This window comes from Marinobacter sp. GH_1, from assembly GCF_048595985.1.
GTDB lineage: Bacteria > Pseudomonadota > Gammaproteobacteria > Pseudomonadales > Oleiphilaceae > Marinobacter > Marinobacter shengliensis.
Map to the genome: position 1 here is coordinate 1,040,244 of NZ_CP184460.1, position 21,722 is coordinate 1,061,965.

18 protein-coding genes and 1 pseudogene are annotated in these 21,722 nt (G+C 56.9%); 10 read left to right on the forward strand and 9 right to left on the reverse strand.

Features of this window, described 5'->3' with window-relative positions; translation table 11 throughout:
* Window positions 1–217: 217 nt before the first annotated feature.
* The 4 genes and pseudogenes from prfB to ACNSOI_RS04865 all read left to right on the forward strand — a co-directional run bounded on the left by prfB (window position 218) and on the right by ACNSOI_RS04865 (window position 4,219).
* A protein-coding gene (gene prfB, locus ACNSOI_RS04850) for a peptide chain release factor 2 (RefSeq protein WP_420195234.1) occupies window positions 218–1,313 on the forward strand; the annotation gives its coding sequence in 2 pieces (ribosomal slippage) (window positions 218–289 and window positions 291–1,313; 1,095 coding nt in all).
* A gap of 51 nt (window positions 1,314–1,364) precedes the next feature.
* Window positions 1,365–2,900, forward strand: coding sequence for a lysine--tRNA ligase (lysS, locus tag ACNSOI_RS04855; protein WP_420195235.1), 1,536 nt, complete (start codon window positions 1,365–1,367; stop codon window positions 2,898–2,900).
* Window positions 2,901–2,904: 4 nt separating this feature from the next.
* Window positions 2,905–3,651 carry a uracil-DNA glycosylase gene (ung, locus tag ACNSOI_RS04860; RefSeq protein ID WP_420195236.1) on the forward strand — a complete coding sequence of 249 codons (747 nt, stop codon included), beginning with the start codon at window positions 2,905–2,907 and terminating at the stop codon, window positions 3,649–3,651.
* Window positions 3,652–3,709: 58 nt separating this feature from the next.
* A pseudogene (locus ACNSOI_RS04865) lies at window positions 3,710–4,219 on the forward strand (transposase).
* 253 nt (window positions 4,220–4,472) lie between these two features.
* Here ACNSOI_RS04865 and ACNSOI_RS04870 read toward each other — a convergent pair.
* The 9 genes from ACNSOI_RS04870 to nadB form a co-directional block, all read right to left on the reverse strand.
* Window positions 4,473–4,964: a hypothetical protein gene (locus ACNSOI_RS04870; RefSeq protein ID WP_420195237.1), complete on the reverse strand. Its 492-nt coding sequence runs from the start codon at window positions 4,962–4,964 to the stop codon at window positions 4,473–4,475.
* Between the two features lie 2 nt (window positions 4,965–4,966).
* Window positions 4,967–5,857, reverse strand: a complete 891-nt coding sequence (locus tag ACNSOI_RS04875) for an RHS repeat domain-containing protein (protein ID WP_420195238.1) — start codon at window positions 5,855–5,857, stop codon at window positions 4,967–4,969.
* 20 nt (window positions 5,858–5,877) lie between these two features.
* Complete coding sequence (locus ACNSOI_RS04880) at window positions 5,878–9,339, reverse strand: RHS repeat domain-containing protein (RefSeq protein WP_420195239.1); 3,462 nt, start codon at window positions 9,337–9,339, stop codon at window positions 5,878–5,880.
* Window positions 9,340–9,396: 57 nt separating this feature from the next.
* Window positions 9,397–9,705: a hypothetical protein gene (locus ACNSOI_RS04885; protein WP_420195240.1), complete on the reverse strand. Its 309-nt coding sequence runs from the start codon at window positions 9,703–9,705 to the stop codon at window positions 9,397–9,399.
* Between the two features lie 303 nt (window positions 9,706–10,008).
* On the reverse strand, window positions 10,009–10,842 hold the full coding sequence (locus tag ACNSOI_RS04890) for an HDOD domain-containing protein (protein WP_058091731.1): 834 nt from the start codon (window positions 10,840–10,842) through the stop codon (window positions 10,009–10,011).
* Window positions 10,843–10,944: 102 nt separating this feature from the next.
* Window positions 10,945–11,928 (reverse strand): YgfZ/GcvT domain-containing protein, encoded by a 984-nt coding sequence (locus tag ACNSOI_RS04895; protein WP_420195241.1) that lies wholly within the window; start codon window positions 11,926–11,928, stop codon window positions 10,945–10,947.
* A 28-nt stretch (window positions 11,929–11,956) separates the two neighbouring features.
* Complete coding sequence (locus ACNSOI_RS04900; RefSeq protein WP_420195242.1) at window positions 11,957–12,418, reverse strand: hypothetical protein; 462 nt, start codon at window positions 12,416–12,418, stop codon at window positions 11,957–11,959.
* Complete coding sequence (locus ACNSOI_RS04905) at window positions 12,402–12,674, reverse strand: succinate dehydrogenase assembly factor 2 (protein ID WP_061332284.1); 273 nt, start codon at window positions 12,672–12,674, stop codon at window positions 12,402–12,404. The genes ACNSOI_RS04900 and ACNSOI_RS04905 overlap by 17 nt, the downstream gene beginning before the upstream one ends.
* Window positions 12,675–12,717: 43 nt before the next feature.
* Window positions 12,718–14,325 (reverse strand): L-aspartate oxidase, encoded by a 1,608-nt coding sequence (gene nadB / locus ACNSOI_RS04910; protein ID WP_420195243.1) that lies wholly within the window; start codon window positions 14,323–14,325, stop codon window positions 12,718–12,720.
* Window positions 14,326–14,464: 139 nt separating this feature from the next.
* Here nadB and rpoE point away from each other — a divergent pair, with 139 nt between their 5' ends.
* The 6 genes from rpoE (at window position 14,465) to ACNSOI_RS04940 (ending at window position 21,651) form a co-directional block, all read left to right on the forward strand.
* Window positions 14,465–15,154, forward strand: coding sequence for an RNA polymerase sigma factor RpoE (gene rpoE, locus ACNSOI_RS04915; RefSeq protein ID WP_061332282.1), 690 nt, complete (start codon window positions 14,465–14,467; stop codon window positions 15,152–15,154).
* Window positions 15,155–15,169: 15 nt separating this feature from the next.
* Window positions 15,170–15,733, forward strand: a complete 564-nt coding sequence (locus ACNSOI_RS04920; RefSeq protein WP_420195703.1) for a sigma-E factor negative regulatory protein — start codon at window positions 15,170–15,172, stop codon at window positions 15,731–15,733.
* Window positions 15,734–15,749: 16 nt separating this feature from the next.
* Window positions 15,750–16,802 carry a MucB/RseB C-terminal domain-containing protein gene (locus ACNSOI_RS04925; protein WP_420195244.1) on the forward strand — a complete coding sequence of 351 codons (1,053 nt, stop codon included), beginning with the start codon at window positions 15,750–15,752 and terminating at the stop codon, window positions 16,800–16,802.
* Window positions 16,799–17,248, forward strand: coding sequence for a SoxR reducing system RseC family protein (locus ACNSOI_RS04930; RefSeq protein WP_420195245.1), 450 nt, complete (start codon window positions 16,799–16,801; stop codon window positions 17,246–17,248). The genes ACNSOI_RS04925 and ACNSOI_RS04930 overlap by 4 nt, the downstream gene beginning before the upstream one ends.
* A gap of 81 nt (window positions 17,249–17,329) precedes the next feature.
* Complete coding sequence (locus tag ACNSOI_RS04935; RefSeq protein ID WP_420195246.1) at window positions 17,330–18,808, forward strand: DegQ family serine endoprotease; 1,479 nt, start codon at window positions 17,330–17,332, stop codon at window positions 18,806–18,808.
* A 116-nt stretch (window positions 18,809–18,924) separates the two neighbouring features.
* On the forward strand, window positions 18,925–21,651 hold the full coding sequence (locus ACNSOI_RS04940) for a bifunctional diguanylate cyclase/phosphodiesterase (protein ID WP_420195247.1): 2,727 nt from the start codon (window positions 18,925–18,927) through the stop codon (window positions 21,649–21,651).
* Window positions 21,652–21,722: the final 71 nt, after the last annotated feature.

Genomic DNA, 21,722 nt, shown 5'->3' on the forward strand with positions numbered 1-21,722 from the left:
GGGTCAGACCCCTTTGTAGCCGGCGAGTGGGGAACCCCAGAGCTATGTCTGGGCGCGGGGTGGGCGGAAAGGTTCTCACTCACACTGTGCTTGCACCAGAGCTCAAGCCCACAGCCTGAATACTCCGTACTTTCCGCCTGCTGATTTACCCCGCAAATTCCGGTAGAATCCGCCCTCTGTTTTTATCGCACCATTTTCCAAAGCGAGACAAGGTTTCATGGAAATTAATCCCATAGTGACGAAGATCAAAGAGCTTCGCGAGCGCACCGAAGCGCTGAGGGGGTATCTTTGACTACGATCAGCGCAGTGAACGACTGGTCGAAGTAGAACGGGAACTCGAACTCCCCACCGTATGGGACGATCCTGAGCGGGCCCAGAACCTGGGCAAAGAACGCTCTGATCTTGAGCTGATCGTCAAAACCATCGACAACCTCACCAACGGCCTGGCAGACGCAGAAAGCCTGCTCGACATGGCCGTGGAAGAGGATGACGAAGGCACCGTCCAGGAAATCGAGGCCGACCTCGAAGGCCTTGATAAAGAGCTCGAAAAACTCGAGTTCCGCCGTATGTTCTCCGGCGAAATGGACGCCAACAACGCCTACCTCGACATCCAGGCCGGCTCCGGCGGCACCGAAGCCCAGGACTGGGCCAACATGCTGCTGCGCATGTACCTGCGCTGGGCCGAGCGCCGCGGTTTCAAGTCCGAAATCGTTGAGCTTCAGGAAGGTGAAGTGGCCGGTATCAAGAGTGCCACCATTCACATCCAGGGCGACTACGCCTACGGCTGGCTGCGCACCGAAACCGGCGTACACCGCCTGGTGCGCAAATCCCCGTTCGATTCCGGTAACCGTCGCCACACCTCCTTCTCTTCCGTGTTTGTGTCCCCGGAAGTGGATGACAGCTTTGAAATCGAAATCAACCCGGCGGATTTGCGGGTCGATGTGTACCGCGCCTCCGGTGCCGGTGGTCAGCACGTTAACCGGACCGAATCCGCGGTACGACTGACCCACAACCCCACAGGGATCGTTGTTGCCTGCCAGGCCGGCCGAAGCCAGCACCAGAACAAAGACCAGGCCATGAAGCAGCTCAAGGCCAAGCTCTTTGAGCTGGAAATGCAGAAGCGCAACGAAGAGAAACAGAAAGCCGAAGACTCCAAGTCTGACATCGGCTGGGGTAGCCAGATCCGTTCCTACGTGCTGGACGACAGCCGTATCAAGGACCTGCGCACCAAGGTGGAAACCAGCAACACCCAGTCGGTGTTGGATGGCGACATCGACAAGTTTATCGAAGCCAGTCTGAAGATGGCGCTGTAACCAGCGCCGTTCACCCACACCCGGACAATCCCGACTTCTTAGTGAGCCAACATGACTGAACACACCCAGAACGCTGCACAGCCCGAGGACAACAAGCTGATTGCCGAGCGACGCGCCAAACTGGCGACCATGCGCGAGCAGGGCAATCCGTTCCCGAACGACTTCCGTCGCGATGCCACCGCTGCCGAGCTGCAGGAAAAATACGGTGACAAATCCAAGGAAGAGCTGGAGTCCCTGGGTATCAAAGTGGCCATTGCTGGCCGCATGATGCTCGACCGCAAGGCGTTCAAGGTAGTTCAGGACATGACGGGCCGCATCCAGATCTACGCCTCCAAGGATGTCCAGAAAGACACCAAGCACTGGGATATGGGCGACATCGTGGGTGTGCGCGGTACCCTGTCGAAATCCGGCAAGGGCGACCTGTACGTCACCATGGACGAGTACCTGCTGCTGACCAAGTCCCTGCGCCCGTTGCCGGAGAAGCACAAGGGCCTGACCGACACCGAAGCCCGCTACCGTCACCGGTATGTGGACCTGATGGTGAACGAAGACAGCCGCCGCGTGTTCCATGCCCGGTCGAAGATCATCAACGCCATGCGCCAGTACTTCACCGAGCGCGACTTCATGGAGGTGGAAACCCCCATGCTGCAGGTGATCCCCGGCGGCGCCACCGCCCGTCCGTTCGTGACCCATCACAACGCCCTGGGCATCGACATGTACCTGCGCATTGCCCCGGAGCTGTTCCTCAAGCGCCTGGTGGTTGGCGGCTTTGAGCGGGTGTTCGAGATAAACCGCAACTTCCGCAACGAAGGGCTGTCGACCCGGCACAACCCCGAGTTCACTATGGTCGAGTTCTACCAGGCCTACGCCGACTACAACGACCTGATGGACCTGACCGAAGACATGCTGCGCACCATCGCCCAGAAGGTGCTGGGTACCACCACGGTGATCAACACCCGGGTGCTGAAAGACGGTAGCGAAGAAACCATCGAATACGATTTCGGCAAGCCGTTCGAGCGCCTGACCGTGGTGGACGCCATCCTGCGCTACAACCCAGACATCACCCGCGAGCAACTGGCAGACGACGCACAGGCCCGTGCCGTGGCGAAGAACCTGGGTATCCACGTGAAGGACATCTGGGGCCTGGGCAAGGTGCAGATCGAGATCTTCGAGGCCACGGCTGAGCATCGCCTGATGCAGCCCACCTTTATCACCGAGTACCCGAAAGAGATCTCTCCGCTGGCCCGTTGCAAAGACAGCGACCCGTTCGTCACCGAACGCTTCGAGTTCTTCGTCGGCGGCCGCGAAATCGCCAACGGCTTCTCCGAGCTCAACGACGCCGAAGACCAGGCCGAACGCTTCCAGGCCCAGGTGGCCGAGAAAGACGCCGGCGACGACGAAGCCATGTTTTACGACGACGACTACGTGATGGCGCTGGAATACGGCCTGCCGCCGACCGCCGGTGAGGGCATCGGTATCGACCGCCTGGCCATGCTGCTGACCAACTCGCCGTCCATCCGCGACGTGATCCTGTTCCCGGCCATGCGCCCGGAGCACAAAGCCGAACAGAAACCGGAAAGCGAGTAAGCCCATGCACCCTGCCGAGGCACTGGCTCAACAACTGAAGCCCGGCCGCGGCTGGGATGATTGGCTGGCGGACGAGTTCCGTCAGCCCTACATGCTGCAACTGGCCGAATTCCTGGCCGCCCAGGAACAGGCGGGCAAAGTACTGTTCCCGGAGCAGAGACACTGCTTCAACGCCCTAAACAGCACACCGCTGAACCAGGTCAAAGTCGTCATCCTCGGTCAGGACCCCTACCACGGCCCCGGCCAGGCCCACGGCCTCTGCTTCTCCGTCCGCCCGGGCGTGCCCACGCCGCCGTCGCTGGTCAATATCTTCAAAGAAATCGAAACCGACCTGGCCATCCCCCCCCCAGACCACGGCTGCCTGCAACCCTGGGCAGAGCAGGGCGTATTACTCCTGAACGCGGTGCTCACCGTCGAACAGGGCAACGCCGGCGCACACCAGAACAAAGGCTGGGAGACCTTCACCGACAAAGTGATCGAAACCGTCAACCGGGAGCGGGAGGGCGTGGTGTTTCTGCTCTGGGGCAGCTACGCCAGAAAGAAAGGCCGGCACATAGACCGCAATCGTCATCTGGTTCTGGAAGGACCGCACCCGTCACCGCTGAGTGCTTATCGAGGGTTTTTCGGTTGTCAGCACTTCTCGCAAGCTAATGACTGGCTGGAGAAACAGGGAATAGCTCAAGTTGATTGGGCACTGCCTAGCCGGGATGAGTTGTTGGAAAGGTACAACAAGCCCCCTCTGTCAGCCTAGTTGTCCAGTTGGCGGTTTCGCATGAATTTAACTAGTCAGGGGCGGCATGGGAGCATTCATGCCACGCTATTCCGAAGAGCGTAAAGTCGCCGTGTTGAAGAAGTTGTAGCCTCCGCATAACCGAAGTGTCGTGTCGGTGGCGGCAGAGGAAGGTATATCCGATGTGACTCTGTATAGTTGGTTGAAACAGTGTCGAGAACAAGGAATGCCCGTGCCAGGTACTCGTAATACTGGGGAGGACTGGTCCACGGAGGCCAAGCTGGCCATTGTCGTTGAAACGGCCTCTATGTCCGAAGCCGAACTCAGCGCCTACTGCCGTGAGAAAGGCCTGTATCCGGAACAAGTGCAGCGCTGGAATGAAGCCTGCCTTCAGGGCGCTGGCATGCAACAAGACCAGGATAAAGCGGCTCAGAAACAGGAACGAGAGTCCCGGAAGGCCATCAGAAAGCTCAAAGCGGAGGCGCGCCGCAAAGACAAGGCTCTGGCTGAAACCACTTCGCTTCTGGTGCTATCAAAAAAGCTCGAAGCCTTGTACGGCGAAGACCCGGACAGCAGCGAGGACGACTGACGCCGTTGGAGGAACGTACAAGGCTCCTTGAGCTGTTTGATGAAGCCGTTGCCGGTGGCGCAGCCTAATACAAGCTCATAATGGCCTGTGCTACAAATTGATCCAATTCCTGGCCGTTAAGCCCGAGCATCTCACGCCTGGCAGGGATGATTTGCCACAACCCGCTTGCACCATAGGCAATCTCCCGGTATTCCGTTTATGTACTCTTCCAGCTTGGCAGTGAAGGCGACCAGAGATCTTCCCGTGACGTGCGTCAATGACTAATCTTTCGCACGACACAAGGCCCGCCTGTGTGTTTTTCGGAAACTTGAATCATATCTGGATAGTTCTCCTCATCTCTATACTCGATCAAGGCTCCCGTACCGTTGGAGAAAAAAAGCTCTACTCCAAACTCGCCCGGGAATTCGTCTGTCGAATCCATAGCCTTGAGGAGCAGTATTTGCTTAACTTCCTGACCTAATCTCTCGGCCCAGAAGGAATTCTTTGAAACATCTCTTTGCTCATAACTATCTCCGTAGCGACTCATAGCGCCTGATGCGATGCCAACACTGAAAGCTTCTGTGTTCGAAAAGAAATGCACTCTCGAGCCATCGCTGATCGTAAATTCAACCGGTCCATCGCCCTTTTGTTCAAATTCAGACAAATCCATATCACTTTTAAAAAGTTGGCGCTGTACAGAAATTATCTTTTTACCAATCAGATTTTCAAGAAGTCCCAGGTTCTGCGAAGGAATCGAGTTATTCATAGTCAATCCGCTTTCAGATTTACAAACGTGTCGAATTTTCCGTCGATCGTGCGAACACCTCTTCCCGTACTTTGGTTAAATACATCTCGAACAGTTTTTCCATTCCGTGTTTTAGTTCTGACGATGGGGTTTCTAGCGCTTAATGTTTGACGGATAAGTCTATTTGCAGTCTCTTGCGTTTTTGGAAGGCCGGAAAATGCTTGGTCTCCACGATCCACCTTTTTCTTTAAAGCCTGTAAAGAACGAGTGTCACGAGAACCAGGACGTGCCGGACGTAGAGCACTCGCCACAACGTCATCAATATTCCTCGTGACCTTGGAACCCATCAAACCCATTCTCATTGATGAGCCAACTACTTTGACGCCTGTCACGCCAAAGGTTCCGGCACCAGAACGATTGATCGAGTCTGAAGTCTCCTCCATCGTTGCCACTTCAAGACCGACTCCCAAGGCCTCCAGAGCAATGACTCCCAGGATTGGGACAACAGGGAAAGCCAATTCCCCGTTCTGATCCGCATAGCTATAGGGATTATTGTTTCCGTACGCATACCGATTGAACGAGTGAATGTTCGTTTCGTGCCACTCCACCGGATCTATGCCGGTAAAACGTCCGATCGACGAGGTGTACCAACGGGCCTTGTGGTCGGCCAGGCCCGTCTCTTCATCCAGCCAGTTGCCGGTGTAGCCACGCTCGTCGGTGTTAGTAGTAAGCTTGAGCCCCCAGGGGCCATAGGCCTGTTGCCAGACAACCGCTCCTGTGTCGTCCGTTGCCGCAATGGGCGAGCCCAGATGGTCATTGTGGTAGTAGGTCACCACCTCAGCGGCGCTGAGGGGCAAGGCGGTAAAGGCGAGCACCGCCAGGGCGGCCAGGGTATTGAGAATAGAGTGTTTCATGGTGTTGTCCTCCCTAACGGTTACTGGCCGACGACAGCGGTGTCATCAACAACCTTCGCAGCGGTCTGCGAGTCCACGTAGATGTATTCCTTTAAACCGGCCGACGGGTCATATTCGCCCAAAAGATCACCCATCAGGCTGTACAGCACGTGAGTGGTATCTGTAGGCGTACTCCGGCTGACCCTGGTGTTGGCACCGTCGTAGGTGTAATCGATCACCTTGGCCCCATTGTCGATCGAGGCGAGATTCTTTGCGCCGTCATACACCATGATGTTCGGCCCGTCGCTGGTCATGTTGCCACGGGCATCGTGGGTCAGGGTGAAATAGAACGTGGGGAAGACACGATAGGCCAGCTTGTCGTCGCTGTAATAGTAATCCTGCAAGCTGCCGTTGCGGTCTCGCGTATCGATGTTTCCACGGCCATCGTAGGTAATCGTTTCCGTGCCCCAGGAGCCGGTTGCGGAGGTCATTCGGTTTACATCGTCATAACCAATAGCGCGGTTATGAAGTGCCCCGGCGTTGTCGACGATGCTGGTGATATTCCCAACGTTGTCGTAACCCATATCCAGGTCCACAAAATCCACCTGGCCGTTGTCCGAAACCAGAGTATCCGGGCGCAGCCGATTGTCCAGGGTCTGGGTAGTCACCACGCCATTGGCGTAGGTCATAGTGGATACGGCACCTGAAGGGTGCCTGTCTACGGATGTTACATACGGTGCTGCCTGAGTCTGCCAGCCAAGGGCGTTGGTGCCGTAATTCACAGTACGTCCACTGGGATAGGTGACCGAGGTCAGTTGATCAAGATTATCTATGCCGTAGTTGGTTTCATACGTGGCACTGCCGACTGTGAGCGATTCACCGTCGAGGTTATCGTTTTCGTCGTAGGTATAGCTGCGAATGGCTGCGGAACTGGCCACCGAAGTCAGATTACTGTTGTTGTCATAGGTGAACGTGGCTGTTGGAGTTCCGTCAGAATAGGAGATGGTTTCCAGCCTGTTCATACCATCGTAGGTTCGCGTTTCGATAATTCCACTGGTACCAATTTCCTTGCTGGTCATATTGCCCAAATTGTCCCGCCCGTAAACGGTTGCGCCGGTTTCCTGATGGACCTCCTGCACAAGGAAACCGCGTGCATCACGTATGTACTGGCGGGCGTAGCCAAAAAGCCCCCCATCTGCCTGGATTTCGCCTTGAAAAACCCTGAATACTTCTCCTAATCCATCACGGCGGATACTCGTACCGATGTTTTCCGGCGAAGTTATATCGAGCAGCCAGTTGTCGTTCATGGTGCCATGGCTTGCAATGATCTTGATGGTTTCGTTGCCATTTTCATCTGTTTCGCGAACCTCGAACCCGCTTGGGTAAGAGTAGGTTCTTGATGTCTGGTCAGGAAAATCGATGCTCGTTACGCGTTGAAGTGCATCATACGAGATGTTTTTGCCTTGGGCGCTGTTTGGGTAACTCTCAAAGGTAATATTGCCAATGGCGTCGCGGGCCTTGGTCATTTCCACAAAAGTATTGGCGTTTGTGTCCTCCCTCTTGAGCCCGAGATCTCGCCAGAACCCGTCGAATAAGCGAGTCTCCTTATAGCTTCCGCGAGTAAGAACCGCTGAATCGTCGTTGTAAGCAATTGATACGTCTGCGTGTATCGGAAAAGTGATCCCCGTCAGACGATTCAGACCGTCCCAGGTATAGGTCGTGGTATGTCCTCGTCCGTTTGTTGTTGACTCTAGGGTTCCGTTCGCATTAACCACTCGCGATTCGCTGATTCCCTCAGGAGTAACGATGATCTGAGGCGCTCCCCGGTAATAGTTTGAAAAGCTGGTAACGTGATCGTTGGCATCGGTTACTGTTGCAACATCTCCCTCCGGTGTATAGGTGTACGTTGTCAGGACGCCCGACTTATCTTCTGTCAGAAGATTGCCAGATGAATCATAGGTCCTGTTGATGACCCACTGTGTGACTGGTGCGTTGTTTGGGTAGTCGATCATCTCCTGTGTGACGAGACCTAATATCCAGTTACTCGCAGAGTGGCTGTAGGTGCGAGTACGAGAGCGATCTGTTGTGGCTGTAGTATTCGTTGTCTCGACGATGCTTTGTGGCATTCCGTAGGCATCAAAGTTGGAATACTGCGTTTCAACGGACGTGCCCTGTCGCCAGTGACTCACGTTGGTCAGCAATGGTGCCTGAGTGTTATTGTCAATCCTGCTGGTATCACGCCCATGCCAGAAATTTTCAGTGGAAAGAAGCATGCTGCCATACTGGTAGCTGTACTGCTCCAGCTTATTCCCCTGAAGGTCGTACACTTCCTCGTATCGCTTGGTCCCGATCTCCCAGACATTCGCGCTGGTGGTGTAACCAATATGATAAAAGATCCGCTCATGGTCGGGGGTCACCACATGGGTTTCATCATACCCATATTGGCCATCGTAGGCGGGTATGTAGCTATAAGCCCAGGTTCCGGGTGTTATATCGCGGCCACCATTCTGCTTGCCTGTTACCACTGTTGTTGCTTTCTGGGCGCCAAAATCGAAATACACATAATCATAGTCGTAATCGATGGTGCCGCCCGAAGGGTAGGTTACCGTGTCTACGGCTAAGCTACCGGCATCTCCGTTGGTGGTCATCGGATAATAGGTATACTGCCAGCTCTCACCATCGGGGCGGGTGACCGTGGTTAGTTGGGGAAATTCTGGAATCGTGTTATTCGTGTAGGAGTGGACATAACTCCACGTCTGGCCATTGGCCGTGATAGATGTAAGCCGAGTATTATCACCGCCAACGTTGGTGTAATTGTATTCCACGGTACGCCCATCACTGGCTGTAATCGACTCAATATAGGTGATGCCGTAGAGGTTAGTGTTGTAGTCGATCTCCATCCAGTTGCCATTGGCATCTTCAACCCGGGTGGTGTAAATCTTGAGCCCTGTAGAGTCGTGGTCCCGGTAATCCATGGTGTAAGTGGTGCCGTCCGGAGACTTAACGATTACGTCGTTATTATTATTACAGTTGGCACTCCACCACTGCTTTGTGATCAGCTCAGGACTGTGTTGGTTCGCCAGAACAAGCAGTTGGCGGCTGCCGTCTGCAAGTTCGAGCGATGGGTTGTCTCTTACGGATACTGACCAGAGGTTCTGATTGCAGATTTTGTCGGTATGGGGATCAGATGCCACGATGCGGCCAAAGTGCATACTCCAGCCATATCCGTACGGACTGTAGGGCAAAAATGCATCCTGAGGATTGTTGTAGATCCGGTTTATGTGGATATCAAAACCGCCGTTCCCTGGAACAATCAGATCCGTATAACTCAACTGTAGTTGGCCCGAGAACGGATCTATATGTTCTCCGAAGTTTTGGTTGATGGTTTCCTTAAACGGATTCAAGCCGGGTTCTTCGTAATAATCCCTGATGTTGGCATGGGTTGAAGTGGCAATCACTGTGCTTGCAATCAGGCAGGACACGATCTGAGCGTGAAATGACATTTGTCACCTCCATGTGGTTTGGGCATGTGCGTGGCTGGGCGCCAACTAAGTTTCTTTTTAGAATCCGAAGCTTGGATCTTCGATGACCGGTCGTGCCTTGATTTTTGGCGCTTCGGTTTGCGTTAGAGGCTTGTGAGCGGCTGTTTTCTTGGATAAAGCTGCCTCAGGAAGTGTTTTAATCTGTCGTTCTGAGTTATTGAGCGAGGAAGGCCGTTGGTCGGATAGAAACTCTCCGAGCGAACCAATGGCGGCACTTGAGGGCTGTATAGTCTGGCTGGCACTGGCCGGAATTTCAGTCGAGTTATCTGCGAGAGCTGCAGCAGAGCCGAGAAAGATAAGGATAGGAACAATGATTGTACGATTCATAAACCCACTCCATGTGAAACTGATTAATCCCTGTACAAAATGAAGTTAGGACATGGTCGATAATTGTGCAAATCAATTTACAAAACGAAACAGATGTCATCGAACGGACATGTTTTGGGGAAACATGCGTATTCTGAAGTGGAACTGCAATTTGGCTGATAACTTCAGGAGACCTTAGGCTGAATCCGTAGTAGATCCAGTCCAAGTAAGAAGCATCCTGCGAGTGCTTTTGGCTGAGCGAGCGCTAGCTTCGCTCTCGCGGCAGAAGCGGGAGCGACCTTCCAATCAAAGTATCGGTAGTTGTCACTGAAGCAACGCCATCGCCGCTTCCATCTGAGCGTTGAGATCCTCCTCCTCGCTCATGTCGATATTCGGATCCAACCCCAAACGCCCAAAGGCGGGAATGGTATTCCAGTCCATCTCCGTCCAGGGGTGATCGGTACCCGCCACAAGTTGCAGATTCGCCACCATCACCAGATCGGCATAATCCGCCGCCGGCACCTCGCGCTGGAAATTGGCATACTCCAGCGGCACATTCTGAAGATCGCTCGGGAAATCCCACTTCTTGAGAATCAGCGCGCCAATGCGCGGGTGCAGCTGATCAATGACATTATCCAGCATGATACTACTGATCTGGATGTCCCTGTCCTCCACATAGCGCAGAATAGGCAGCACCCCAATCAGGTGCACAAGCCCCGCCAGCGTGGCCTGATCCGGTTTGAGCTTGGTGTAATGCTGGGCCAGAACGTGGCATACGCCGGCCACTTCAGTGCTGGTTTGCCAGGTGGCGCGCAGCCGCTTGTCGACCATGTCTGAGGTGGCCTGGAACATCTGCTCCATGGCCAGACCCATCGCCAGGTTGCTGGTGTAGGCCATGCCAAGGCGGCTGACCGCCATGTTAAGGTTTTCAATCGCGCGGCTACCCCGGAACAGCGGGCTGTTGCACACCCGGATAATCCGGGCAGAGAGGGCTGTGTCGTTACTGATGACCTTGACCAGGTCAGCGATTGCGGAGTCTTCGGACTCGGCGATGTCCCGAACCTGAAGCGCCACCTCCGGCAGGGTTGGCAGCACCAGTTTGTCGTTCTCAATGGCGTCGGTCAGGTCAGCCTTGATGGTATCTACAATGTTGGCCATGGTCAGTAACGTTCCGCTTGTCTGGGTGCGCCGCTCGCGCGCACGGGGTAAACCGGTATGTGGTTTAATTTATAGCAAATTTTTCCGGTTTTTCCTGTCAACTTATGTATCTGCCTGCGTTGCGGGCTGTTGCTCGGGCACCGGGTAAGGCAAGGGGCGCATGGTCACGGTCACCGAGTCCATGCCCTCCAGCGCCAGGGTGCCTTGCTGAGCGTCGTGCCGGATAACCGCCAGCATCTCTCCCGCCTGGTCAGACGTGAGCTCTGCGTTAACTACCTCGCCAACGCTCTTGCCCTCGCACAGCAGCCTGGTGCCGGGTTCCGGCGCAGTGTCGGAACCCTCAAAACGCAAGCGGAACAGGCTCTTCTTGAGCTGCCCCAGAAAGTGCATTCTGGCGATTACTTCCTGGCCGGTGTAGCAGCCCTTTTTGAAATGAACGCCTTGCAGGTGTTGCAGGTTGAGCATCTGCGGAACATAGGCCTCCCGGGTCTGGGCCGTTAGCCAGGGCACGCCGGCGGAAATGCTGGCAGCGTTCCAATGTGCCATGGGCAACTCGGGCAGTTCCTCCGGTAGGGGTTGATCTCCCTCAAGCTGCCACCATTCGTAGCGGGCCGTCTGGTCACTGGTATCCTCGATTCGAATCAGGATTCCGGAACCGGTGGCCAGCGTCTGCCCCGGCCGGGAAAGCGATTCGGCTGCGTCTCCGCAGGCAGCGATGGCGGCTGGTTTACCGGTCAGGCCAAGGATTCGGGCGGAAGGCAGCACGTCCATGCTGGTTCCGCGGAACAGCATCAGGTACTTGCGGAGGTGGCTCAGGGTGTCATCCGCGAGTTCTGTATCCAGGTCCATCACCAGATCCTGGCCATGCCGCACCATGCGGGTCACACAGTAGGCTCGTCCCTTGGGTGTGCAGGCGGTTGCCCGCAAAGACTGGGTCTGTGTCACCTCATCCACATGCTGGGAAAACTGGCCCTGGACAAATTTGTCGGCGCCCGGGCCGCTGATGCACACCACCAGTCTGTTGGTGAGCTGGGTGTACCCGGCGTCAGACGAATAGTGTGGCCGAGGGTTTTCCGTGGGGTTCATCGTGATCTCCATGTTGGGTCAGCGGAGTTCAATGTGCGTTACGTGTATGGCCGATTCTCAGCCATACGCGCAGGCGTCGGAACTCAGGCTCGGGAGCATTGGCCTGGAATGGCCCGATCTTGCCGGTAATCATTACCATGATGCTACCTGATTTGGAGTCTTGGGGGTGGAGTTTCAAGATCAGGCAGGACGCACCCAGGGTACTTGAGGCGCAGACCCGAACGGATGTCTCGTGGCCATCGCCGAACTGACAGGTTATGCCGCCGCTGTCGGTGCGCAGGGCCTTGACGGCCCTGGGACTGCGTAACAGGCCATAGCGCCGGAAGTTTCGCCAGGCGAAAGCGATTGTGACCGGCACTACCATCAGTAACCAGAGGCTGGTTTCCAGTGCCGCACCAAGGGCAAAAGCGCTGAGCAGTATCCAGGGTGCACTGGCCAGCAGGCCCGTGATGCCGGAGGGGGAGAGAGTCAGATCAATCCGGCTGGACACGGTTCAGGATGATATCAACGATGCGCTGAAGATCCGGGTCTTCCGGCCGGCTGCGTTGCATGAACCATTCGAACATATCGGTGTCTTCGCAGCTCAGCAGTTTCTTGTATCGGGCCTGGTCGTCCGGCTCGAGATCCCGGTACGCTTCCTCCAGGAAGGGCAGCAGCAGAACATCCAGTTCCAGCATGCCCCGGCGGCTGTGCCACCACAGGCGGTGAAATTCGGTATGGTCGTTGGACGCATTGGTGTCTGACATAGTCGGTTGCCTTGAAAAAGAGTGGAGTCTCCCTGTCAGCCCGTCAGGGAGACAGCGTGCGATAAGTGGTGGGTACCAGAACCGTGTCTTGCGGATCGTTCAGCAGGCCCGGGTAGTCCAGTGTGTAATGCAGGCCGCGGCTTTCCTTTCGCTGCAGGGCCGAGCAGATGATCAGGTCGGAAACCGTCACCAGGTTACGCAGCTCGATCAGGTCATTGGTAACCCGGTAATTGCTGTAGAACTCGCCGATTTCCCGGGACAGCAGATCCACCCTGTGCTTGGCCCGCTGCAGACGTTTGGTGGTGCGCACAATGCCCACGTAGTCCCACATGAAATGACGTAATTCGTCCCAGTTGTGAGAAATCACAACGTCTTCATCGGAGTCCCGTACCTGGCTTTCATCCCAGTCCGGTGCGACGGGCGGCTCCGGTATGTCGGATTCCCTCCGGGCAATGTCGGCGGCAGCGGCGCGTCCGTACACCAGGCATTCCAGCAGGGAGTTGCTGGCCATGCGGTTGGCACCGTGCAGGCCGGTGAAGGCAGCTTCGCCCACCACATACAGCTGGTTGATGTCGGTGCGAGCCCGTTCGTCGCTGACAATGCCGCCGCAGGTGTAATGGGCGGCCGGCACCACCGGAATGGGCTCCCTGGTGATGTCGATGCCAAACTCCCGACACTTTTCATAAATGGTGGGGAAGTGGTGCTTGATGAAATCCGCCGGTTTGTGGCTGATGTCCAGGTACAGATGGTCGGCACCCAGGCGTTTCATTTCATGGTCGATGGCCCGGGCGACGATATCCCGGGGCGCCAGTTCGGCACGTTTGTCGAAACGGTCCATGAATCGGCTGCCGTCTGGCAGTTTCAGTACGCCGCCTTCACCGCGAACCGCCTCGGTAATCAGAAACGATTTGGCATGTGGATGGTACAGGCAGGTGGGGTGAAACTGGTTGAATTCCATGTTGGCCACCCGGCACCCGGCCCGCCAGGCCATGGCGATGCCGTCGCCGGATGCACCGTCCGGATTGGTGGTGTAACGGTAGGCCTTGGAGGCGCCGCCGGTGGCAATCACGGTAAATCGGGCGCGGAACAGTTCTACGTGATTGTCTTCCAGGTTCAGTATGTAAGCGCCTACGCATCGGTTGCCTGGCAGGGCGAGTTTGTGGTTGGTGATCAGGTCGACTGCTACCCGGCCCGCTTTAAGATCAATATTGGGGCGAGCCTGGGCCTGGCTGGCCAGTGTGGTCGACACCGCATGGCCGGTGGCATCGGCGGCATGGATGATGCGCCTATGGCTGTGGCCACCTTCCCGGGTCAGGTGGTAGTCTTCGCTGTCGTCCTGGCGGGTAAACTTTACGCCCGAATCAATCAGCCACTGGATGCTCTCTTTGCTGTGCTCCACGGTAAAGCGCACGGCATCTTCATGGCACAGGCCGCCGCCGGCGTTGAGGGTATCCAGGATATGGTTTTCAACGGAGTCGGCATCATCAATCACCGCAGCAATGCCGCCCTGGGCCCAGAGTGTGGCGCCGGAGCTGATGTCTGCCTTGCTGACCACGCACACGCTGAGGTGCTCTGGCAGATTGAGCGCTACGGTCAGACCGGCAGCGCCGCTGCCGATAATGAGAACGTCGTATTCGAAGGACTGTGGCATTGAGTCGTTATCGCGGGCCATAATGTGGACGTGTATTGAACTAAACTTTACGCTTGCTGTCTATTTGGCCTGATGGATAAGCCGCCCGCCGGTTGCTGTCCAGGACCATGGGTTCATGATCGAACGCCGGAAGAGCCGAATGACACAAGCAGCAAATCTTATCAAGGCCACTCCGTTGGCTACCAAGACAGGACATTCTGTTACGTCGTCCATGACTCCTGATAACGACTGGAAACCGGGTGAGCAGACCGACAGTCAGACGGATCTGCAGTTGGTGCGCAAGGTTCGCAATGGCGATCGTGCGGCCTTTGATCTGCTTGTGGTCAAGTATCAGTCGCGGGTGGCCTCCATCATCAGTCGATACGTCTACGACAGCCAGGAAGTAATGGACCTGACCCAGGAAACCTTTGTCAAAGCGTTCCGGGCGGTCGAGCGGTTTCGTGGCGACAGCGCGTTCTACACCTGGCTGTACCGGATTGCCGTTAATACCGCCAAGAACTACCTGGAAGCCCGCGGTCGCCGGCCCCAGGGGTCTGCGGACTCGGCGGACGCCGAGAATTTCGACGACGGCGGTCGGCTGCGGGATGTTGCTTCCCCGGAACGGCTTTTGCAGCGGGAGCAGCTGCAAAAAGCACTGTCGGAAGCAATAGCAGGCCTGCCTGAGGAACTTCGCTCCGCTTTTCTGCTCAGGGAATATGATGGCCTGAGTTATGAGGATATCGCCCGGATTCTGGAATGCCCGATCGGAACTGTTCGGTCGCGGATCTTCAGGGCCCGGGATGCAGTGGACCGGCACTTGGGTCCCTTGCTCAATCATTCAGTGACGTAAATGAGGTTGCATCCGATGGATGAGCGTCTCAGAGAAACCCTGTCCGCGATGATGGACGACGAAGCAGATGAACTATCGGTTCGTCGCCTGTTGTCTCATGGTAATCAGGATGAGGTCAGAAACCAGTGGCAACGCTGGCAACAGGTTCGTGACCTCATGCATGAAAGTCATGGCCCTGAAGAGGGCGTCGATGTGGCGGTGGCTGTACGTGAGGCCCTCGATGGTCATGTACGCCCTGAACCTTCAAGGCTCAAGACTCAGGTTGCCGCAGGCTCCTACTGGCGATGGCCGGTGGCGGCGATGGTCGTTATGGCTCTGGTCATCGGATTTGGCGCCGGCGCCGGATGGGATGGGCAAACCCAGGAGCCGGTGGCTGCGGTGGCAGTGACTGAGCTGTCTGATGAGGATGCACTGGCTTTATCTGCCAGGGTAGAGGAAGTTGCCTTGCAGCGCCTGGACGAAGAGCAGCTTAAACAGATGCGCCAGTTTATGCTCGAACACGCACAGCATAACAGTGTTGGCGCAGGCCGGGGTTCTGTTGGTTATGCCCGGCTGGTGAGTGCCAGCAGTGGCTACTGACGTTGGGGAACGGACGATGAAGTGGGTGGTGAGCAGTTTGGTGTCCCTGGGCCGAAGCGTGTTCGCCGGTGTGCTTGCCGGAGTGTTGATCATGCTGCCTGTTCACGGAGCCAATGCTGAGACGAGCAACGAACTTGCTTCTGCAGATCCCGCTGATGCGATGTCGTGGCTGGAGCGCCTGGGCCCGGCTTTGAACATGACTTCTTACCGAGGTGTCTTCGTCTATGCCCGTGGGGATCAGGTCCATTCCATGAAGATTGCCCATCGGTTTCGGGATGGCCAGGTGGAAGAGCGACTGGTCATGCAGGATGGCGGCAGTGGCGAGATAGTCCGTAAAGGTATGAATGTGGTTTGTGTGCTCCCTGACCGTGGTCGGGTGAGCCTTGATGAAGTGATTCCCTCCGGCCCGTTTGCCGAGGCATTCACAAGTCAGCTGATGCCGTTTGGGCAATGGTATCGCTCGGAGCTTGCTGGTGAAGATCGCATCGCCGGTTATGATGTCGTGACCATCGCGTTAACCGCCCGTGATGACGAGCGTTACAGTCATCGGCTGTGGATGGAAAAAGACACCGGCTTGCTGGTCAAGAGCCAGGTGCGTGACGGTGACGGGGAAGTGCTGGAGCACTTTCAGTTTACCAGTCTCGAAATTACCGATGAAATCGCCGACGAGGAGCTGGAAATACAGACCCGAGGGCGCGAAATAACCCGCACACTGGCAACCAGAGACCCTCAGCAATCGGTGGTCGGCCGCATGAGCGGCTGGACTCTCAACTGGCGGCCGGAGGGCTTCGCACCAGCGGCCGCGCCGCGGTCTGGCAAGGGCAAAGCGGTCGCGTTTTCTGACGGGCTGGCGGCCTTTTCGGTGTTTGTCGAACCGGTTGGCCAGTTGAAAATGCCGACAGGGGCCTCGCGGGTGGGGGCAACCACCATATACATGCGCGAGATCCTGGTCGCCGACAGACCGTTTCTGGTTGCCGTTGTGGGCGAGATTCCCCCGCGTACTGCCCGGAAAGTGGCAGACGCCGTTGAAATAGATGACGCCCTTGCCTTGGAGCTATCAGGCCTGTGATCACCGAGACTGGCAAAGTGGTGGCTCTGAGTGGCGACAGCGTCTGGGTGCAAACCATCCGTGCCAGTGCCTGTGAGAGCTGTTCCGCCAGGGCCGGTTGCGGCCAGAGGGTGTTGGCCAAGGTATCCGGAGGGCGGGCAAATCAGGTTCTGGTGGAGAATACCGTGGGTGCCAGGGTGGGGGATGAGGTGGTGATCGGTATCGATGAACAGTCACTCCTCGCGGCATCCCTGGCTGTGTACGGTGCTCCGCTGCTGCTGATGGTGCTGGCCAGTATCGCCGGTTATCGATGGTTGGGTGGTACTGACGCTGCGGCCATCTTGGGCGCGCTTACAGGGCTGGGGGCAGGATTCTGGTGGGTACGTCGATGGCAGCGTCGGAGTGGTGATCAATACCAGCCGCGGCTGATCAGAGCGAACAGTGCTCATTCCGTGACATGTCTGTGAATCCTACCGTTTTGTAAGTTGAAAAACGGGTTTCCGGCCCCAGAATTACGACGTGATTACAAGCAGAACACGGGGGTCCACATGCCGAGATCAAACACAGAGGTTGCCCGTCTTGCTCCAGTCCGGAGCGCAGGACACTACTGGGCGGCCCTACTGATGCTTTCCGTCATGGTTTCAGTTTTCTGGAGCCAGTCCCTCGCCGCGCGCGGCTTGCCGGACTTTACCGAACTGGTTGAAGAGAACTCCAGCGCGGTAGTGAATATCAGCACCACAAGTGAGCCGCGTAATCAGGGCTCCCGTTTCCAGGGATCGCCGTTCGATGAAAGGCAGCTTGAGCAGTTGCCGCCGTTCCTTCAGGAATTTTTTCGTGGCCCGCAATCACCGTTCGGCGGCTCGCCCCGTTCGCAGCAGCCCCAGCGTTCCATGGGCTCCGGCTTCATTGTGTCAACAGACGGTTATGTACTCACCAACAACCATGTAGTGGAAGGTGCTGACGAGGTCATAGTGCGGTTGAACGACCGTCGTGAATTCCAGGCTACCATTGTCGGCACCGATCCCAGCTCAGACATGGCCGTGCTGAAGATTGAGAACGGTGAGGATCTGCCCGTGGTCAAGGTGGGGCGTTCACGTGACCTCAAGGTTGGCGAATGGGTTTTTGCTATCGGTTCTCCGTTCGGTTTTGACTACACGGTTACGGCAGGCATTGTCAGCGCCCTTGGCCGTTCATTGCCCTCCGAAAACTACGTGCCATTCATCCAGACAGACGTGGCAATCAACCCCGGCAACTCCGGTGGGCCACTGTTCAATCTTGATGGCGAGGTAGTGGGTATCAACTCCCAGATCTATACCCGCTCCGGTGGGTTCATGGGGGTTTCCTTCGCCATTCCCATTGATGACGCGATGAACGTATTCAGCCAGATCCGGGACAAGGGCAGTGTTGCGCGGGGCTGGCTTGGTGTGTTGATTCAGGAAGTAAACCGGGACCTGGCGGAATCTTTTGGCCTGAAACGCCCGAGGGGCGCGCTGATTGCGGAAGTCATGCAGGGGTCGCCGGCTGAGAAGGGAGGCCTGGAATCCGGAGATATCGTGCTGGAATACAACAGCGAGCCGGTTCAGTTGTCATCAGACCTGCCGCCGCTGGTGGGCCGGACGCCGGTGGGCGAATCGGCCCGGCTGACGGTACTGCGGGGTGGCCGGGAAATTGAGTTGGATGTGACCATTGGCCGCTTGCCGGAAGATGGCGATGACAGCTCAGACCCCGTGGTTGGTGAAAACAATGCGCCGTCACAGGACCCGCTGGGCCTGGCGGTTGAATCCCTGACGCCGGAGCAGGCCAGTGCTGCCGGTGTTCAGGGCGGCGTGCTGGTGACCCGGGTAGGCCAGGGGCCGGCAGCGGAAGCCGGGATTCGTTCCCGGGACATCATCACCGAGATTAATCGCGAACAGGTGCGCTCAGTGGAGGATTTCCGGAACGCCACCCGGAAGCTGCCGTCAAACCGGGCGGTTTCGGTCAGAATCGTCCGCCAGGGCCGTGCCATCTATCTGGTGATGAAGCCCTGACACCCTAGAAAACAGGCGTTTCGCAAGCCCCCGGTGTCTTTGACGACAGGCCCGGGGGCTTTTGCTATAATCGCTCGAACTGATAATAAATGGGGTCATGGAACGGACCGTAAACAATGATGACCAGCAAGGAACTTCCCCTCAGACAGCTTCTGCAATTACGCCATGCCTGGATTGCCTGGCTTGTGTTCGTTGTTGCCGTAGCCGCCACCGTGCTTCTATGGCAGGTTTCAATCCGCCTTGTGGAAGACCGCACCGAGGCCCACTTTCGAACCCAGTCCCTGCAGCTGAAAAGCGCCATTGAAGAGCGGTTGCTCAATTATGAGCAGGTGCTGGCAGGCAGTTCCGGTTTGTTCTCGGTAGCCGGGGAAGTCACCAGGGAGCAGTGGCGGGAGTATGTCGAGAAAGTCGATATCGACCGTTACTACCCGGGTATTCAGGGTATCGGTTATGTGCAGCGGATTGGCGTTCGGGATATGGCCGATCACATTGCTTCGGTGCGGGCCGAAGGTGTCTATAACTATCTGGTCAAGCCGCTTGGTACAGGCCCGTTCTATTACCCTATGGTGTACCTGGAACCGGGCACAGATCGCAACCGCAGGGCGCTGGGTTATGATGCCTTCAGTGATCCCATCCATCGGGTAGCAATGGAAAAGGCCCGGGACGATGCTGTGCCAACCGTGACGGGGAAGGTGGTTCTGGTTCAGGAATCGTTGGCGGAAGACCAGGCCGGGTTCCTGATGTACTACCCGGTGTACCAGGGCGGAGAAATTCCGGACATCCGCGCAGAACGGCGAATGATGCTGTCTGGTTATGTGTTCAGTGCCTTCCGGATGAATAACCTGATTGATGGCATTGTCGGCCTTATCTCTCCCTTTCTTGACGTGCGGATCTACGACAGCGGTGTGGTCGCCCGGGATACTCTGATGTATGGCTCCAACCTGGGATCGCTGGACAATGAATTCAGCTTTGAAATGAGCCAGACCATCTCCCACGGCGGCCGGGACTGGCTGTTGCAAACCCGTTCAACACCTGCCTTCGACTTTCTGGCGGCAGACCCTCGCCCACCGATTGTGCTGGGGTCCGGGTTGGCCATCAGTGCTTTGTTGTGCCTGTTTGTGCTGGCGCTGATTCGTTCCCGGCTGATCGCCCAGATCAGCGCTGGCCGTTACCGGGCCATTACCGAAGGAGCTGCCAATGTCACGCTGGTGATGGATCGTCGTGGTGAGCCGCTTTATGCCAGCCCGTCCAGTCGGGACATCCTGGGCTTCGACCCCGACAAGGTTCATTCCATGCAGCTGGAAGCCCAGGTGCATCCGGACGACCTGCCCCTGCTGCAGCGCGGCTTTGAGGAATCCATGCGTGCGCCGGGCAAGCAGATGCCGGTCGTGCGGGCTCGTATCCGGGATGCTGAGGGCCAGTGGCGTGACATGGAAGGCACCTATACCGCCATGTTGTCGGTGCCTGGTGTGAATGGTGTAGTACTGAGCCTGCGGGACCTGACCCAGCTCAAGGCTGCCCAATCCGAGTTGCACCGCCTGGCGTTCTACGACCCGCTCACCGGGCTGGCAAACCGTCAGTTGTTCCGGGACCGGCTGAACCACGTGGTACGCCGGAGTCGCCGCAGTGGTGAACCAGCGGCGCTGATGTTCCTGGATCTCGATGGTTTCAAACGCATTAACGACACTCTGGGGCACGACGCCGGGGACGAACTGCTGAAGCAGGTGGCGCTGTGGCTGGAAGGCTGTGTGCGTGAGGAAGACTCGGTGGCCCGCCTGGGCGGTGACGAGTTTGTGGTGCTGCTGTCCCAGATCAGTGGGCCGGATGCCGCCGGTAAGGTGGCAGAGTCCATACTCCGGCGCCTGTGCCAGCGAATCCGCCTGAACGACCACGAAGTGGGTATTACCGTGAGTATCGGTATCACCATGATCCCTCACGACAGCGAGGATGCCGGTACCCTGATGAAATACGCAGACCTGGCCATGTACCGGGCCAAGGAGCTGGGCCGCAACACTTATCAGTTCTTCACCCCGGCCATGAATATCAAGGCCGCCCGGCGCTTGCTGCAGCAGGAAGAGCTGGCCACGGCCCTGGATGGCGATCGGTTTGTTCTGCACTATCAGCCCAAGATTGATCTGATCAGCCAGCGGGTGATCGGCGTGGAAGCTTTCCTCCGCTGGCACCATCCGGAAAAGGGGCTGGTGTCGGCGCAGCAGTTCATCAACCTGGCGGAAGAGACCGGTCTGATTGTCCGGCTGGGGGAGCTGGCCCTGCGGCAAGCGTGTATTCAGGTGCAGGCGCTGGAGCGGGCAGGTTTCGAATCCCTGAAGATGGCGGTCAATCTGTCGGTGCGACAGCTGACCGACTCCGGTTTCCTGGACATGATTCGTCAGGTCATTACGGAAACCGGTGTGTCTCCGGAGCGTCTGGAACTGGAAATGCCGGCAGAGCTGTTGAATGAAGACCCGCGTATGCTGCGCGAATTACTGGTGTCGTTGAACGATCTCGGGGTTTGCCTGATCCTGGATGACTTCGGGACCGGTTCCTGCTCGTTGGTCGCGTTACAGCAGCTCCCGCTGGACGTTATCAAGATTGATCATCGGTTCATCCGGGACATTCCCTACAACGTCAGTGCCACGGATGTGGCGTCTGCTGTCATTGCGCTGGCCAAGAAACTGCATCTGACGGTTGTGGCCGAGGGGGTTGAAACCCTGCAGCAGCTCCAGTTCCTGAAATCCGCCGGTTGCGCCCAGTGCCAGGGCAATCTGTTCAGTTACCCGCTGGACGAAGATGCCTTGATCGGGTTCCTGATCCGGCAGTACGAGAAGCCGCTTATTTCCTGATCATGGCAATGGCGGCCCGTTACCGGTAAAATCACGCCGTTCCCGGACCCGGTAGCGGCCATTCCGGGCTC